Source organism: Amycolatopsis azurea DSM 43854 (assembly GCF_001995215.1).
Classification (GTDB): Bacteria; Actinomycetota; Actinomycetes; order Mycobacteriales; family Pseudonocardiaceae; genus Amycolatopsis; species Amycolatopsis azurea.
The window spans coordinates 175,809-192,141 of sequence record NZ_MUXN01000028.1; the positions used below are offsets into that span (position 1 = coordinate 175,809).

The window sequence follows — 16,333 nt, forward strand, 5'->3', positions numbered from 1 at the left end:
CTTCTGACCGGTTAATTCGACACTCGCGTACTGCAACGTTGGGAATTAAGTAATACATTCCCAGTGCACATCCTCAGAGTACGGAGGCGCCGGATGGCTGTCGGCTTCCTGGACCGTTCCCGCATCGTCGCATCACCGGGCTGGAGCCGCTGGCTGGTGCCTCCGGCCGCGCTGGCCGTGCACCTGTCGATCGGGCAGGCCTACGCGTGGAGCGTCTTCAAACCGCCGCTGGAAAAGACCCTCGGGCTCAGCGGTACGGAGAGCGCTCTCCCGTTCCAGCTCGGCATCGTGATGCTCGGGCTGTCGGCGGCGTTCGGCGGGACGCTGGTCGAGCGCAACGGGCCGCGCTGGGCGATGTTCGTCTCGATGGTCTGCTTCAGCTCGGGCTTCCTGCTCTCCGCGCTCGGCGTGGCGACGTCGCAGTACTGGCTCGTCGTCCTCGGCTGGGGCGGGATCGGCGGCATCGGGCTGGGGATCGGCTACATCTCGCCGGTCTCGACGCTGATCAAGTGGTTCCCCGACCGGCCGGGGATGGCCACCGGGATCGCGATCATGGGCTTCGGCGGCGGCGCGCTGATCGCCTCGCCGTGGTCTTCGCAGATGCTGGGCACGGCGCCGTGGTCGATCGGGACGGTCGCGACGGCGTTCCTCGTGCACGGCCTGGTCTACGCGGTCTTCATGAGCCTCGGCATCCTGCTGATCCGGGTACCCGCCGACGACTGGAAGCCGAAGGGTTGGCAACCCAAGGCCACGAACGGCAACGCGATGATCACCACCGCGAACGTATCGGCGCGCAACGCCATCAAGACGCCGCAGTTCTGGCTCCTCTGGGTGGTCCTGTGCTTCAACGTGACGGCGGGCATCGGCATCCTGGAGAAGGCGGCGCCGATGATCGCGGACTTCTTCCGCGAGACCTCGACCCCCGTCGGCACCGCCGCCGCGGCCGGGTTCGTCGCGTTGCTGTCGCTGACCAACATGCTCGGCCGGTTCGTCTGGTCGTCCACTTCGGACCTGGTGGGGCGCAAGAACATCTACCGGCTCTACCTCGGCGCGGGCGCCGTGCTGTACCTCGTGATCGCGTTGACCACCAACGCCTCCAAGCTCGTGTTCGTCCTGTGCGCCATGCTGATCCTGTCCTTCTACGGCGGCGGCTTCGCGACCGTCCCGGCGTACCTGAAGGACCTTTTCGGCACCTACCAGGTCGGCGCGATCCACGGCAGGCTGCTGACCGCGTGGTCGATGGCGGGGGTGCTCGGGCCGCTCATCGTCAACGCCATCGCCGACAGCCAGAAGTCGGCGGGCAAGGTCGGCCCCGACCTCTACACGACGTCGCTGTTCATCATGATCGGCCTGCTGGTCGTCGGTTTCGTCGCCAACGAGCTGGTGCGGCCGGTCGATCCGAAGTTCCACGAGCCGGCGTCGTCCGGCGAGCCCGCGAGGAGTGAGGCCCGATGACCGAACAGGCTCCCGAAAGCCGCCGCGTCGGGCTGATGGTGTTCGCGTGGCTGTGGGTCGCGCTCCCGTTCGCCTACGGCGTCTACGAGCTGTTCCGCAAGGTGGTCCAGCTCTTCGGCGGCTGACTAGAGTCGGCCGCATGGGAGTTTTGGTGACCGGGGCGTCGCGTGGCATCGGCAGGGCGATCGCGACGGCCTTCGCGGAAAAGGGCGACCGGGTCGCCGTCCACTACGCCTCGAACCGGGAGGACGCCGAGCGGACGCTCGCCGATCTGCCCGGTTCCGGGCACGGACTGGTCCAGGGCGACCTCTCGGATCCCGACGTGGCGCACCGGGTCGCCGACGAGGCCGAGGCGGCGGTGGACGGCGTCGACGTCCTGGTGAACAACGCCGCTTTCGCGCCGTCCGCGGCGTCGGCCCATCCCGTCGCCGAGGTGTCCTATGCGGACTGGCAGCGGATCTGGCGGCGGATGGTCGACGTCAACGTGCTCGGCACGGCGAACGTGACCTACTGCGTGGCGCGGCACATGATCGAGCGTGACGCGCCCGGCCGCGTGGTCAACATCGGCTCGCGGGGCGCCTTCAAGGGCGAGCCCGAGTTCCCCGCGTACGGCGCGAGCAAGGCCGCGCTGCACTCGCTCGGGCAGTCGCTCGCCGTGGCCCTCGCCCCGCACGGCATCGCGGTGACCTCGGTCGCACCCGGCTTCACGGCCACGGACCGGGTCGCGATGAAGCTCGAAGGCGCGAGCGGCGAGGTCCTGCGCGGGCAGAGCCCGTTCGGCCGGGTCGGCACGCCGGAGGAGGTCGCGGCCGCGGTGCTCTACCTCGCTTCCGCCGAGGCAGCCTGGGCGTCCGGCGCGATCCTCGATCTGAACGGAGCGTCGCATCTGCGGATGTGAAGTGGATCACTTGTGCAGCAGTGAGCGGTTCCCGTGCGTCCTAAGAACGTGCACAAGCTGGGGAAGGTCCTGATCGCCGTGCTGGCGTTGGCGGTGTTCGGCGGGACCGCGTACGGATACTCGACGATGCAGTCGCTGGACGGCGTCACCCGCGAAGACGTGATCGAGACGCCGGACCCGGGGGAGCAGCCCGCCGACGGGTCGCTGGACGTCCTGCTGGTCGGGCGCGATTCGCGGACCAACCAGCAGGGCGAGCCGCTGGACCCGGCGATGTTGCGCGAGCTGCGGGTGGGCGCGAACGGCGACGACCTGACCGACACGCTCATCGTGCTCCGCATCCCCAACGGCCAGAAGGCGGTCAAAGCCTTCTCGATCCCGCGCGACTCCTTTGTCGCGGAGCCGGGGACGAAGGACAAGACCAAGATCAACGGGATCTTCGGCCACGCCAAGTTCGCCTCGGCGAGCGCGCAGCGCGCGGCGGGCAAGACCGACAAGGCCGAGATCGACAAGGTGGCGATCACGGCCGCCCGGAAGGCGACCTTGAAGGCGGTCGAGGACCTCACCGGCGTCAAGATCGATCACTTCGCCGAGGTCAACCTGCAGAGCTTCTACGACATCAGCAATGCTGTCGGCGGGGTCGAGGTCTGCCTGAAGCGGGACACCAGGGACGTCAAGTCCGGTGCGAACTTCAAGGCGGGGAAGCAGATGATCCAGGGCGCCGACGCGCTGGCCTTCGTGCGCCAGCGCGAGGATCTGCCGCGCAGCGACCTCGACCGCGTCGTCCGTCAGCAGGTGTTCCTCGCCGGGCTGGCGAAGCAGGTGCTCTCCGCCGGGACGCTCGCCAACCCGGCCCGTCTCTCCGAACTGATCGACGCGGTGAAACGTTCGGTCGTGCTCGACGGCTCGTGGAACCTGCTCGACTTCGTCCGGCAGATGCAGGGTGTCACCAGCGGCGGCATCGCCTTCGAAACGATCCCGGTGGTCAACCCCGACTACCGCTACAACCCCAAGCAGCCGACCGCGACAGCCGTGCAGGTGGACCCCGCCCAGGTGAAGGCCTTCGCCGCGTCCCTGATCGGGGCCCAGCCCACGACACCGCAGGCGCCCGCGGGTCCCAAGGTCGACGTCGTCAACGCCAGCGGCAAGGACGGCCTGGCCGCTCGCGTCTCGGATCTCCTGGCGGAGAAGGGATTCGGCAAGGGCGACACGACGGCCGAGACCGGACGACGGACCTCCGTCGTCCGGTTCAGCGACGCGTCCGGGCCGGCCACGGAGATCGCGAAGCTGCTCGGCGGGCTGGAAACCCAGAAGGCCGACTCCGTCGCGGCGGGCCACGTCCAGGTCGTCCTCGGCCAAGTCTACAAGGGACCGGGCGTGTCCGCGGGCGGTGGGGCGGCCGGGGTCCGGACCGACCAGCCCATCACCTCCGAGGACACCGGGTGCATCAACTGAGCGGTGTCAGTCCCGTGGCGGGATCTTGCCGTTCTTGGCGACCGGAAGGCCCAGCTGCGCCGGCTCGGTGAGAACGACCTCTTCGCCGGGAAGGTGCGCCAGCACCGGGTTCAGATGGGTCAGTTTCAGCGTGACCGGTCCGACGACGCTCGGTCCCGTGGTGACGTCGTACTTCGCCAGATCCAGCCATTGGACGGTGCGGAGCACCTCCGGCGGGATCTTGTCGCCGCCTTTGGCCACCGGGACGCACAACTGCCGCGCGTTGCCGACCTTCACGTCCACTTTCGGCCGGTCGGCCAGTACCGGGTTGAGATGCCCCAGTGTCAACGGGAAGGGGCGCCCGGGGATGCCGAGGACACGCAGGGCGTAGCACGCGAGATCGATGTGCCGCACGACCGACAGGATCTCCGGCGGCGGCAAGACGCCGTTCTTGGCGACCGGGACGCACAGCTGCTCCGGCGACAGCATGGTCACGTGGGCGTCCTGGATCCCCAGCCGCTGCACGACCGGGTTGAGCTGGCTCAGCGTCAGCGGGAAGTTCGCCGCGCGGCCTTCGATTCGGTAGCAGGACAGGTCGACCCAGCGGACGTAGTCGAGGATCCCGGGCGGCGGGATGACACCGTTCTTCGCGACCGGAACGCAGAGTTGCTGCCGTTCCCCCAGCTTGACCGTCTCGATGGGCAGTTCCGCGAGCACGGGATTCAGGTGTTTCAAGGTGACCGCCGTCGGTGGCGGTTTGTACCCCTCGGTCCGGTAGCAGGACAGGTCGAGCTGGGAGACGAAGGGGAGCGGTGGTGGTACGCGCGGTGCGGCGGTGGCCGCGCCGGGCAGGACGGCGTCGAGCATGAGCGAGGCCAAGGCGGCGAAGCCGCGCAGGGTCGATCTTCGTGACATGGCAAGGCCTTCCGCGAGCGCGTGAACGGGTTTCCCCTTCACGGTGGTCGCGGATCGGCCTCGCCCGGCACCGCCAAGCGGGCAGCCTAAGGGGCGGCCGAGGACCCTTCAGACCAGCGTGCCCGAAGCCTCGATCACCTCCGGCGCGGGGCCGTCCGGGCGCAGCCTCCGGCGCAGCCGCACGATCTCCGCGAGCGGGGCACCGCCGGTGATCTCGATCGCGGCCAGCGAAGGCAGCGTGACCCCGGCGTCCAGCAGCCGCCGGACCTGCCCGTCGTCCAGGGTGAGCACACGCAGCGAGGACAGTTCGCCGACGCGTTCCAGCTCGGGTACGTCCAGACCGGCCAGGCCCAGCCTGATCAGTCCGGGCAGCCCGGCCAAGTGGCCGAAGTCGATCGGATGCTTCACCCCGGCGAGTGAGAGGCTCCACAGCGTGGGGTGCCCGGCGATCCCGGCGAGATCCACCTTCGAGCTCTCGATGCTCGCCGCTTCGAGCAGTGGGAACCCGGACAGGTCCGCGGCGACGGAATCGGCGCGGTTGACCCGAAGGTGACGCAACGACGACAGCGGGTTCAGGATCGCGAGATCGACCGAGCCCGGATCGTTGAGGTACAGCTCCTGGACGAGTTCCGGTTCGACGATCGCGCTGACGTCGGTCGTCTCGGTCATCACCTCGTCATGGGCACGGAAGGAGTCCTGGTGGAAGGCGGCTTCGGCGATGAGGCGATGTGATGCGAATTCCCGGAACTCGCCCGCCTTCAGCGCGCGGAGCACTTCCTCCAGCATCGCCGTGACGGACGGCGCGACATACCGTGGAGGCCCCCAGACGTTCCGCCCGTATTCGAGTACCTGGCCGCTGACCCCGTTCTTGGCCGGGTCGAGGTCGACGGTGAGGTAGTCGCCCGCGTGATCACTGCCGAAGGTGACCCACCAATCGTTGCGGGACAACCGTTTCACGCGGCCGGCAGGGGAGGTCTCCATGACGACGCCTTCGTCGGAGACCGTCTCCTGCCAGCCGTGCGTACCGGGGCGGCCTTCGAGGTACTGCGCGACAAGCCTGCCCAGCGACTCGTGGCTGTACCGGCCGAGCAGTCCGGTTTCGTCGTCCTGATCGGACACGCGGTACAACGCCCGAAGATCCTCGGGCAGTCGCGCGCCGATCCGTTCCTCGGCCTCGGCGAGCTGTGCTTCGGTGCAGCCGGGTTCCCATTTCGGCGCGTGGCCTTTGATCCTCGTGTACAGCTCGGCGAATTCCGCGGCGAGGGCGGTGATCCGCGCGAGCACGGCCGGGTCGGTCGGGGCACCGGTCGGCCGGGACCGCGCCGGCAGTGGCATTCCCGGCAGCGGATGCCCCGGGTAGCGGAAGGCGTCGTCGAATACGAGCCACGCCGGTGACGTGGTGCCGACGTCCGGCGTCGCGAGGAAGGCGTACTCCCCGGTGTGGCTCAGCCGCACCTCGTAGATCGACGGGGGCAAGGGCAGGAACAAGTCCGCCAGTGCCGTCATGCCGGGATTCAGGTACCGGCCGCTCTTCGTCTCCGCTTGGATCGAGAGCCCGCCGCCGGTGTTGTGGATCCGCAGCACGGCGCTCGTGAACTCGATCGAACGCGTGCTGTCCCGCAGCAGGCGCGCCATCTCGCGGCCGATGTCCCCAGGGTTCATGGCGTGAACCTAGCGGGAGGGTCCGACAGAACCGGTCAGGACAGCGGCTCCAGCCGCACCACGACCGCCTTCGACACCGGGGTGTTCGACTTGTCCGCCACCGAATCCAGCGGTACCAAGGCGTTCGCCTCGGGGAAGTACGCCGCCGCGCAGCCGCGCGCCGTCGGATACGAGACGACACGGAAGCTCGGGGCCCGGCGGTCGCCGTCGCGCCATTCCGAGACCAGGTCGACCATCGCACCGTCGGCCAGCCCGAGCGAGACGAGGTCGTCGGGGTTGACCAGCACCACGCGCCGGGCGTCCTCGATCCCGCGGTAACGGTCGGAAAGCCCGTAGATCGTGGTGTTGTACTGGTCGTGGCTGCGCATCGTCTGCAACAGCAGCCTGCCTTCGGGCACCTGGGGGTACTCGAGTCCGGAGACGGTGAAGTTCGCCTTGCCGTTGGCGGTCCCGTTGAACTGCCGGGAATCGCGCGGCGCGTTCGGGAGGACGAACCCGTCCGGCTCGCGGACCCGGGCGTTGTAGTCGTGGCAGCCGGGGACGACCCGCGCGATCCGGTCGCGGACGAGGTCGTAGTCACCGTGGAAGTCCCGCCACGGCACGGGATGTCCGGCGCCGAACAGCGCTTCCGCGAGGTGGCAGATGATCGCGACCTCGGACAGCAGATGGTCACTGGCCGGGGCCAGCCTGCCGCGCGAGGTGTGCACCTGCGACATCGAGTCCTCGACGGTGACGAACTGCTCGCCGGCGGCCTGGGTGTCGCGTTCGGTGCGGCCGAGCGTGGGCAGGATCAGCGCGGTCTTGCCGGGGACGACGTGCGAGCGGTTGAGCTTCGTCGAGACGTGCGCCGTCAGCGAGCACGACTTGAGCGCCTTCTCGGTCAGTTCCGTATCCGGTGTGGCGGAAGCGAAGTTGCCGCCGACGGCGAAGAAGACCTTGCCCTTCCCGTCTCGCATCGCGCGGATCGCGGCGACGGTGTCGTAGCCGTGGTCCCGTGGCACCTTGATGCCGAACTCGTCGTCGAGACTGTCCATGAAGGACTCTGGCATCTTCTCCCAGATGCCCATCGTCCGGTCGCCCTGGACGTTGGAGTGCCCGCGCACCGGGCACAGTCCCGCGCCCGGTTCACCGATCATGCCGCGCATCAAGGCCAGGTTCGCGACCTCGGAGATCGTCTGCACCGCGTGCTTGTGCTGGGTCAGGCCCATCGCCCAGCAGTAGATGGTCCGCTTCGACGTCGCGATCATCCGCGCCAGCCGCTCGATCTGCTCACGCGGCAGCCCGGTCGCCGCGGCGACCTCGGTCCAGTCGATCTCGCGCAGGTGCTTCGCGTAGTCCTCGAACCCCTCGGTGGACGACTCGACGAACGCGCGGTCGACGATCGTGCCCGGCGTCTCCTGCTCCCACTGCAAAAGGAGATGCCCGATCGCCTGGAAAAGCGCGAGGTCGCCGCCGAGCCGGATCTGCGCGAACTCGTCGGCCAGCGGGGTGCCCTTGCCGACCACGCCCCGGACGTTTTGCGGGTTCTTGAACCGCATCAGCCCGGCTTCGGGCAGCGGGTTGACCGCCATGATCTTCGCGCCGTTGCCCTTGGCCTCTTCCAGCGCGGACAGCATGCGCGGGTGGTTCGTGCCCGGGTTCTGGCCGACCACCACGATCAGGTCCGCCTTGTGGATGTCGGCGAGCGTCACCGAACCCTTGCCGATCCCGGTCGTCGCCGCGAGCGCCGCCCCGGAGGACTCGTGGCACATGTTGGAGCAGTCCGGGAGGTTGTTGGTGCCGTAGGAGCGCACGAGGAGCTGGTAGAGGAACGCGGCCTCGTTGCTGGTGCGGCCCGAGGTGTAGAAGATCGCCTCGTTCGGGTCGCTCAGTGCCCGCAGTTCGTCCGCGACCAGGGTGAACGCGTCGTCCCAGGAGATCGGTTCGTAGTGCGACGCGCCTTCGCGCAGCACGAACGGCTCGGTGATCCGGCCCTGCTGCCCGAGCCAGTAGTCCGTCTTGCCCGCCAGCACCTGGATCGAGTGCTCGGCGAAGAAGTCGCGGCCGACCCGGCGTTTCGTGGCCTCCTCGGCGACGGCCTTCGCGCCGTTCTCGCAGAACTCCGCGAGCTTGCGGTGCTCGCCGTCGACCTCGCGCGGCTCCGGCCAGGCGCACCCGGGACAGTCGAAGCCGTCACGCTGGTTCAGCAGGCGCAGTGTCTTCACCGTGCGCGCGGCGCCCATCTGCTCCATGCCGCGCATGAGGGAGACGGCGACCCCGGGGATCCCGGCCGCCCAGCTCTTCGGTTTCCCGACCTCGAGCTGTGTCTCGTCAACGTCGTTCGCGGGTGCTTCGCGGGTCATGACCCCATCGTGCGCCTCGCCGCCCGAGCGCGCGACCGAGGGGTCGCCTGAGCCGCCATCAGGCACCTACTCGCATTGGGTAGTGAAGGCCTCCTTCGCTACCTTCAGGGTAGGCAAGGGGGCCTTCACCGACGCGGAGTGTTGTTCTTGGTGACGGTGGGGCGAATGTGGGATCCGGAGTCCGTGAAGGACTCCTTGAGGGACTCAGAGTCCGTGAAGGAGGCCTTCACGGACCTGCGCTTGCGCCGGGAGCCGTCAGAGACTCCACCTTGTCGCGCCGGGCCGATCTTGCGTGTTGGCGAGCGATGCCCGGCCCCGTGTGCGGTCAGGCGCCGACGTCGAGGCGCGTGATCTGTGACTCGTCCAGCGGGAACCAGGGCGTCTCGTTGACGCCGCGCTCCTGCACCGCGTTCACCGTCACCGCGGCCACGACCAGCACGACCAGGCCGATGATCGCGGCGACACCCGGCCACCGGCTCGACCCCGGCGAGCGATAGCCGCCACCGGAAGCGGCCGCCTTCTGCTGCTTGCGCCGCTTCTTCTTGAGTTCCTTCTTCGCGCCCAACCAGGCGTCGCGTTCGGCGTGCTGCTGCCAGTCCGGGTTCATCAGATCCGGATGGGTCTCGATCCGCCGGTCCTCTTCGTCCATCTGGCTCAGATCCCCCGGGGGTGCTCGCGATTGGCCGCCGAATTACACCGGCCACCATACCCGGACCGCGGCGTCGTCACGGCCGGTGAGCAGTGCGGCTGAAAAGCGGCTTTCGGGGGTTCGTAGACTTGACAATGTGACCGAGAACGCCCAGCCGCAGCAAACCGACCTTCCGGGTACCTGGAACCCGGCCGACGAAGAAGCCTCGCTCTACCAGCGTTGGGTAGACGCCGGCTACTTCACGGCCGACCCCACGTCGGACAAGCCGCCGTTCACGGTAGTCATCCCGCCCCCGAACGTGACCGGTTCGCTGCACATCGGGCACGCGTTCGAGCACACCCTCATCGACGCCAGCACCCGCTACCACCGCATGCTCGGCGACGAGACGCTGTACCTGCCGGGCATGGACCACGCGAGCATCGCCGTCCACGCGCTGGTCGAGAAGCAGCTCCGCGCCGAGGGCACCAGCCGCCGCGAGCTCGGCCGTGAGGCCTTCGTCGAGCGCGTCTGGCAGTGGAAGAACGAGCACGGCGGCAAGATCCTCGCCCAGATGAAGCGCCTCGGCGAGGGCGTCGACTGGTCCCGCGAGCGGTTCACCATGGACGACGGTCTGTCCAAGGCCGTCAACACGATCTTCAAGAAGCTGTTCGACGACGGCCTGATCTACCGCGCCGAGCGACTGGTCAACTGGTCGCCGGAGCTGCGGTCGGTGCTGTCCGACGCCGAGGTGAAGCACGAAGAGGTCGAGGGCGAACTCGTCTCGATGCGCTACGGCGACGGCGAGAACGCGATCGTCGTGGCCACCACCCGGATGGAGACGATGCTCGGCGACACCGCCGTCGCGGTCCACCCGGACGACGAGCGCTACACGCACCTCATCGGCACCGAGGTCGAGCTGCCGCTGACCGGGCGCAAGATCCCGATCGTGGCGGACAAGCACGTCGACCCGGAGTTCGGCACCGGCGCGGTCAAGGTGACCCCCGCGCACGACCCGAACGACTTCGAGATCGGCCAGCGGCACGACCTGCCGATGATCACGATCATGGACGAGCAGGGCCGGATCGACGGCACCGGCACCGAGTTCGACGGCATGGACCGGTTCGAGGCCAGGGTCGCGGTGCGGGAGAAGCTGCGCGAGCAGGGCCGCATCGTCGCGGAAAAGCGTCCGTACCTGCACAGCGTCGGGCATTCCGAGCGCTCGAAGGAGCCGATCGAGCCGCGGCTGTCGCTGCAGTGGTTCGTCAAGGTCGGCCCGCTCGCGAAGGCCGCCGGCGACGCGGTGCGCGACGGCCGGGTGAACGTCCACCCGCAGGAGATGGAGAAGCGCTACTTCGACTGGGTCGACAACCTGCACGACTGGTGCATCTCGCGTCAGCTGTGGTGGGGCCACCGCATCCCGGTCTGGTACGGCCCGAACGACGAGGTCGTCTGCGTCGGACCGGACGAGGAGCCGCCCTCGGGCGAGGGCTGGACCCAGGACCCGGACGTCCTCGACACCTGGTTCTCCTCGGGCCTGTGGCCGTTCTCCACCCTCGGCTGGCCGGAGAAGACCCCGGACCTCAACAAGTTCTATCCGACGTCGGTGCTGGTCACCGGCTACGACATCCTGTTCTTCTGGGTCGTGCGGATGATGATGTTCGGCCTCTACGCCACCGGCGAGGCGCCGTTCAAGACCATCGCGCTGCACGGCATGGTCCGCGACCAGTTCGGCAAGAAGATGTCGAAGACCGCGGGCAACGGCGTCGACCCCATCGAATGGATGGACAAGTACGGCACCGACGCGCTGCGCTTCACCCTCACCCGCGGCGCCAACCCGGGCACCGACGTGCCGATCGGCGAGGAATGGGTCGCGGGCTCCCGGAACTTCACCACGAAGCTCTGGAACGCCACCAAGTTCGCCATGATGAACGGCGCGGACGCGAACGCCCCGCTGCCCGCCGCGGCCGAGCTCACCGAGGCCGACCGCTGGATCCTCGGCAGGCTCGACAGCGTCGTCACCGACGTCACCGCGTACCTGGCGGACTACCAGTTCGCCAAGGCCACGGACCTGCTCTACCAGTTCACCTGGACCGAGCTGTGCGACTGGTACCTGGAGCTGTCGAAGGTCCAGGTCTTCCAGGGTGACGAGGCCCGCGTGACGGCGACGCGCGCGGTGCTCGGGCACTTGTTCGACACGGTGCTGAAGCTGCTGCACCCGTTCATCCCGTTCATCACCGAGAAGCTGTGGACGGCGCTGACCGGCCGCGAGTCGCTGGTGATCGCCCCGTGGCCGTCCGCTGACGGCTCGTACGCGGACGCGGTGGCCGACAAGCGGATCGCGGACGTGCAGAAGCTGGTCACCGAGGTCCGCCGGTTCCGCGCGGACCAGGGCCTCAAGCCCAGCCAGAAGGTGGCCGCGAGGCTGTCCGGCGACGGGTTCGCCGAGATCACCGGGCACGACGAGCCGATCCGTTCGCTGGTCCGGCTCACCCAACCGGAGGGCGGTTTCGCGCCGAGCGCGTCGCTCGAGGTCGGGCTGTCGGCCGGTGTCGTCACCGTCGAGCTGGACCTGTCCGGCACGATCGACGTCGCCGCGGAGCGCAAGCGTTTGCAGAAGGACCTCGGCGCGGCGGAGAAGGAACTGGCGCAGGCCGAGGCCAAGCTCGGCAACCAGGCCTTCATCGACAAGGCGCCGGAGCCGGTGATCGGCAAGATCCGGGCCCGCAAGGAGACCGCGGTCGCGGACATCGAGCGCATCAACGCCCGGTTGGCGACGCTTCCCGCCTCCTGAGCACTCGTGAGTGGTGCTCACCGCGGCCCCCCGGCCTGCCTGAAGTACATGAAGGCCCCCTTCACTGCGTCTAGCGCAAGGAAGGGGGCTTTCATGTAGTCGGCAAAGGTGGGGGTGAAGGCCTCCTTACCTACCTTGAGGGTAGGTAAGGAGGCCTTCACGGACCGGACCTGTCACCAGCAGTGGCCACAGGCCAGTAGGTACCTAAGACACCCTTGGCCAGAACCGTCCTCACCCCTCACGAGGTTGCTCAGCGGAGGTGGCGGAGGATCACTCCGGCGACGCCCGCCATCCCGGTGCGGTACGGGTGGTACGCCGCCGCGGCGAGCAGTTTCGTGTGCTGCCCGTTGATCCACGCGGCACCGTTCGGCGCGCAGGCGTCGTGCCCGGCGGACGGACCGAACGTGTCCACAAAGGATGAATCGCCGTCGGCGGCGACGGCCTTCTCGATCGCCGAGTTCAGCGCCTTCTCGACGTCGTTGAGCCAGGCGTAGTCACCTTCGGCGAACGGCAGGATCTTCGGGCAGTAGCCGGATTCCGGCGCGATCCTCGGGTAGCCGATGACGAGCACGTCGGCGCGCGGCGCACGGGCGTGGATCCCGGCCAGCACCTTCTCGACGTTCTTGCCGGTGTCGGCGATCTTGGCCTTGATGGTGTCGACACCGCCGACGGTGAACCTGTCCTGGCACGGGTTCCCGGCCGGGTCGCTCGCGCGCAGGGACGGGCAGGTGCCGACGAGCGTGCCGAAGACGCCGTAGTCGTTGCCGCCGATGCCGACCGTCACCAGGTCGGTGTCCGCGCGCAGGGCGCTGAACTGGGGCGGATTGCTGCCGAGGGTCACACTCTGCCGCTCCGTCATGTCGCCGGTGTCGGCGCCGCCGCAGCTGATGTCGGTGAAGGAACGGACCCGCAGCGCCGCGGCGAGCATCGACGGGTAGTTCTGCGTGGACTTGCCGCAGAAGAGCGGAACGAGGCGGGGGAGCGGGATGAGCGGTCCGGAGGTGTAGGAATCACCCAGCGCGACGTAGTTCCGGTAGGACCGCGTCGCGGCGGTGGCCGCCGTGGTGGAGGCGATCAGCAGGACGACGGTCGATACGGCCGCGAACAGGACGCGTCTGAAGCGCATTGGGACCCCGATCTCCGGACTGGATGGCCTTTCAAAAATGAACCGCGTCCGGCCGTGTCGGCGCCGCCGATCGGGTGGTCGGGCGCCGGTTTCACCCGCTTGGGGTGTCACATCGGGTGGTCGTCCTCCGGTCTCCGGTAGACGAGGAGGTAGCGGTAGAAGAGCAGGTTCCGGATCTTGCTCCCCGGCAGCAGCCGGGCCGCGTCGCGCCGGATCCGGTTCATCGGCGGGAAGGTCTCGTGGACAGGGGCCGACGGCAGCGGATCGACCCCGCCGTTGAGCCGGTCGCCCGCGTAGACGACCACCCTGGCCAGCGCGTTGACCGGAGAGGCCACCAGGGCACGGACGTAGTCGGCGGGCGTGCTGGGCCTGCCGAGGCCGAGCACGGCCAGCACCCCGCCGGGGACCAGCGCGTCCCGCAGCTTCGTCACCGTGTCGAACGGCACGTGGTGGAGCGACGCGAGGCAGGAGATGAAGTCGTACGCCTCCTCCGGCAGCTTCTCGGCGGCGATGTCTGCCCGCCGGTACGAGATCGTGCCGGGCCCCGGCGAGCCGGCGGCACCGGCCAGGTCGATCATCGGGCCGGACCGGTCGATCGCCTCGACGTGCATCCCGGTCGCCGCGAGCCGCCGGGCGAACCGTCCGCTGCCGCAGCCCACGTCCAGCGCCACCCCCGGACCGGGAGGCAACTGGTCGAGCAGCAGCGGGTGGTAGTGGTCGTTGTGGTTGAACCCCATGCGTCGAGAGTGCCAGCAAAAGCCGCACGTAGACTCGGTCCGACAGGCAGCAAGGCTAAGAGGAGAGTTCGTGCCGCGAGGTGACGGCCGGGATTCCGAAGATTTCAGGGAATCCCCGGACCTGGCAGATCTGGACAGTTTCGCCGGTGTCGACGAATTGGGGGCACGCGCCCACGATCCGTCCGACGACACCGACCCGGATCTGGACGCACCCGACGCCGCGTACCAGGCGGGCGGCGGCGCCGGCGGCGGGATCGGCGGGATCGGGCAGCTGGGGGACAACCTCGCGCTCGGGCCCGTGCCGGACCTCGTCGCCCCGGAGGACGTGGAACTGCACGAACTGGACGACCAGGGCGACGAGTTCGCCCCGGCCGACCCGAACGGGCAGCAGGCGCGCCGCGAACTGCTCGCCGTCGAGGCCGAGCTGAACCAGCGCTGGCCCGAGACCAAGATCGAGCCGTCCCTCGCCCGGATCGCGGCCCTGGTCAACCTCATGGGTGAACCGCACCGCGGCTACCCGGTGCTGCACGTCGCCGGGACCAACGGCAAGGGCTCGACCACCCGGATGATCGACGCGCTGCTGACCCGGATGGGCCTGCGCGTCGGCCGGTACACGAGCCCCCACCTGCAGCTGGTCACCGAGCGGATCGCGCTGGACGGCGCCCCCGTCTCCGCCGCCGCGTACGTCGACCTGTACCGCGACGTCGCGCCGTACGTGACCATGGTCGACAACGCGGGAGGGCCCGACGCGGTGCCGATGAGCAAGTTCGAGGTGCTCACCGGGATGGCGTTCGCCGCCTTCGCCGACGCGCCCGTCGAGGCCGCCGTCGTCGAGACCGGCCTCGGCGGCTCCTGGGACGCCACCAACGTCGTGGACGGCGACGTCGCCGTCATCACGCCGATCGGCGTCGACCACGTCGAGTACTTCGGCGGCGATCCGGCCAAGGCCGCGGTGGAGAAGGCCGGGATCATCAAGCCCGGCAGCGTCGCGGTCATCGCCGAGCAGAGCCCCGAAGTGCAGAAGATCCTGCTGGAACGCGCCGTCGAGGTCGACGCGAGCGTCGCCCGTGCGGGCAGCGAGTTCGGCGTGCTGGAACGCGAGGTCGCCGTCGGTGGCCAGATGCTGAAGCTCCAGGGCCTCGGCGGGGTCTACGACCAGATCTTCCTGCCGCTGCACGGCGCGCACCAGGCGGCCAACGCCGCGCTCGCGCTGGCCGCCGTCGAAGCCTTCTTCGGCGCGGGCAAGGACAAGCAACTGGTCGTCGAAGCCGTCCGCGAGGCCTTCGCCGAGGTGGAGACCCCCGGCAGGCTGGAGCGCGTCCGCGCCGCACCGACCGTGCTGCTCGACGCCGCCCACAACCCGCACGGCGCGAAGGCGCTCGCCACCACCGTCGCCGAGGAGTTCGCCTTCCGGCGCCTCGCCGCCGTGGTCGGCGTGATGGCCGAGAAGGACGCGCGGGGCATCCTCGACGCCCTCGAACCGGTCGTCTCCGAGATCGTCGTCACCAGGAACTCGTCCCCGCGCGCGATGCCGCTCGACGAACTCAACGACATCGCCATCTCGATCTTCGGCGAAGACCGCGTCGTGGCCGAACCCAGCCTGGACGCCGCGATCGAAACCGCCATCGGCCTCGTCGAGCAGAGCGACGACCCCGAGGAACCCCTGGCAGGCGGAGGCGTGCTGGTCACCGGCTCGGTCGTCACGGTCGGCGAGGCCAGGACCCTGTTCGGTAAGGAGCCGGCGTGACCGACGAGACCCCGAAACCACCCGCCAAGGACCCGATGAAGTCCTTCCGCGGCGTGATGGCCGGTTCCCTGATCATGGAGGGCATCACCGTCGCGCTCGCGCTGCCGGTGGTGGCGAAACTCGGCGGCGGGGTCGGCTCGCTCACCGGCTGGTCGGTGATCGTGATCGCGGTCGCGCTGATCGTGCTGTGCGGTTTCCTGAAGAAGCCGTGGGCGGTGCCCGCGGTGCTCGCCCTCCAGGTCGCGCTGATCGCGTTCTTCGTCGCGCTGCCCGCCGTGGCGATCCTCGGGGTCATCTTCCTCGGGATCTGGCTGTGGCTGCTGTGGCTGCGGCGGGACGTGGCCCGGCGGATGGCGGCCGGAACCCTGCCGAGCCAGCAGCAGCAACCCCAATAGGCATGTCTTCGGACGTTGTGAAAGCCACCTTCGCAACCTTCAACGTTGCGAAGGTGGCTTTCACAACGCCGCCGACCCACCAGACCGCGCCAGGCCGAGGGGGGTCGTGAGTGGCGATTCGTGTTCTCACGGATCGCCACTCACGACTCACTTGACCGATGCGGTACGTGCGCTTACCCGTCTGCAAGTACATGAAGGCCGCCTTC

Annotated in this window: 13 protein-coding genes; 7 read left to right on the top strand and 6 right to left on the bottom strand. The window is 68.9% G+C overall.

The annotated features are described in order from the left end of the window. Positions 1–93 precede the first annotated feature (93 nt). The 4 genes from B0293_RS38125 to B0293_RS38135 are packed head-to-tail and all read left to right on the top strand — an operon-like array spanning position 94 to position 3,805. On the top strand, positions 94–1,455 hold the full coding sequence (locus tag B0293_RS38125; protein ID WP_005158478.1) for an L-lactate MFS transporter: 1,362 nt from the start codon (positions 94–96) through the stop codon (positions 1,453–1,455). Then, the gene (locus tag B0293_RS44765) at positions 1,452–1,580 is read left to right on the top strand and encodes an MFS transporter small subunit (RefSeq protein WP_005158479.1); all 129 of its coding nucleotides are present in this window, start codon (positions 1,452–1,454) and stop codon (positions 1,578–1,580) included. Before B0293_RS38125 ends, B0293_RS44765 begins: the two co-directional genes overlap by 4 nt. Before the next feature lie 14 nt (positions 1,581–1,594). Further along, on the top strand, positions 1,595–2,353 hold the full coding sequence (locus B0293_RS38130; RefSeq protein ID WP_039918262.1) for an SDR family NAD(P)-dependent oxidoreductase: 759 nt from the start codon (positions 1,595–1,597) through the stop codon (positions 2,351–2,353). Positions 2,354–2,401: 48 nt separating this feature from the next. After that, entirely contained in the window at positions 2,402–3,805 is a 1,404-nt protein-coding gene (locus tag B0293_RS38135; protein ID WP_039918265.1) for an LCP family protein, read from the top strand. Positions 3,806–3,811: 6 nt separating this feature from the next. Here the strand turns inward: B0293_RS38135 and B0293_RS38140 are convergent, their stop codons facing one another. The 4 genes from B0293_RS38140 to B0293_RS38155 form a co-directional block, all read right to left on the bottom strand. Beyond that, on the bottom strand, positions 3,812–4,699 hold the full coding sequence (locus B0293_RS38140; protein WP_039918268.1) for a hypothetical protein: 888 nt from the start codon (positions 4,697–4,699) through the stop codon (positions 3,812–3,814). Between the two features lie 108 nt (positions 4,700–4,807). Further along, a complete protein-coding gene (locus tag B0293_RS38145; RefSeq protein ID WP_005158493.1) occupies positions 4,808–6,361 on the bottom strand; it encodes an SMI1/KNR4 family protein in 1,554 nt (517 codons plus the stop codon). Between the two features lie 35 nt (positions 6,362–6,396). Then, positions 6,397–8,703 (bottom strand): FdhF/YdeP family oxidoreductase, encoded by a 2,307-nt coding sequence (locus B0293_RS38150; protein WP_005158495.1) that lies wholly within the window; start codon positions 8,701–8,703, stop codon positions 6,397–6,399. 325 nt (positions 8,704–9,028) lie between these two features. Beyond that, positions 9,029–9,352, bottom strand: a complete 324-nt coding sequence (locus tag B0293_RS38155) for a hypothetical protein (RefSeq protein WP_005158497.1) — start codon at positions 9,350–9,352, stop codon at positions 9,029–9,031. 136 nt (positions 9,353–9,488) lie between these two features. Here B0293_RS38155 and B0293_RS38160 point away from each other — a divergent pair, with 136 nt between their 5' ends. Then, positions 9,489–12,122, top strand: a complete 2,634-nt coding sequence (locus tag B0293_RS38160) for a valine--tRNA ligase (protein ID WP_005158498.1) — start codon at positions 9,489–9,491, stop codon at positions 12,120–12,122. Positions 12,123–12,372: 250 nt separating this feature from the next. On the opposite strand, the gene B0293_RS38165 is transcribed toward B0293_RS38160, so the two are convergent. After that, entirely contained in the window at positions 12,373–13,248 is an 876-nt protein-coding gene (locus B0293_RS38165; RefSeq protein ID WP_005158500.1) for an SGNH/GDSL hydrolase family protein, read from the bottom strand. Positions 13,249–13,355: 107 nt separating this feature from the next. Then, positions 13,356–13,985, bottom strand: coding sequence for a class I SAM-dependent methyltransferase (locus B0293_RS38170; RefSeq protein WP_005158502.1), 630 nt, complete (start codon positions 13,983–13,985; stop codon positions 13,356–13,358). A gap of 70 nt (positions 13,986–14,055) precedes the next feature. Between B0293_RS38170 and folC the strand changes: the two genes are divergently transcribed. Both folC and B0293_RS38180 read left to right on the top strand, forming a co-directional pair. Then, positions 14,056–15,732: a bifunctional tetrahydrofolate synthase/dihydrofolate synthase gene (gene folC / locus B0293_RS38175; RefSeq protein WP_005158503.1), complete on the top strand. Its 1,677-nt coding sequence runs from the start codon at positions 14,056–14,058 to the stop codon at positions 15,730–15,732. After that, the gene (locus B0293_RS38180; RefSeq protein ID WP_005158506.1) at positions 15,729–16,127 is read left to right on the top strand and encodes a DUF4233 domain-containing protein; all 399 of its coding nucleotides are present in this window, start codon (positions 15,729–15,731) and stop codon (positions 16,125–16,127) included. The genes folC and B0293_RS38180 overlap by 4 nt, the downstream gene beginning before the upstream one ends. Positions 16,128–16,333: the final 206 nt, after the last annotated feature.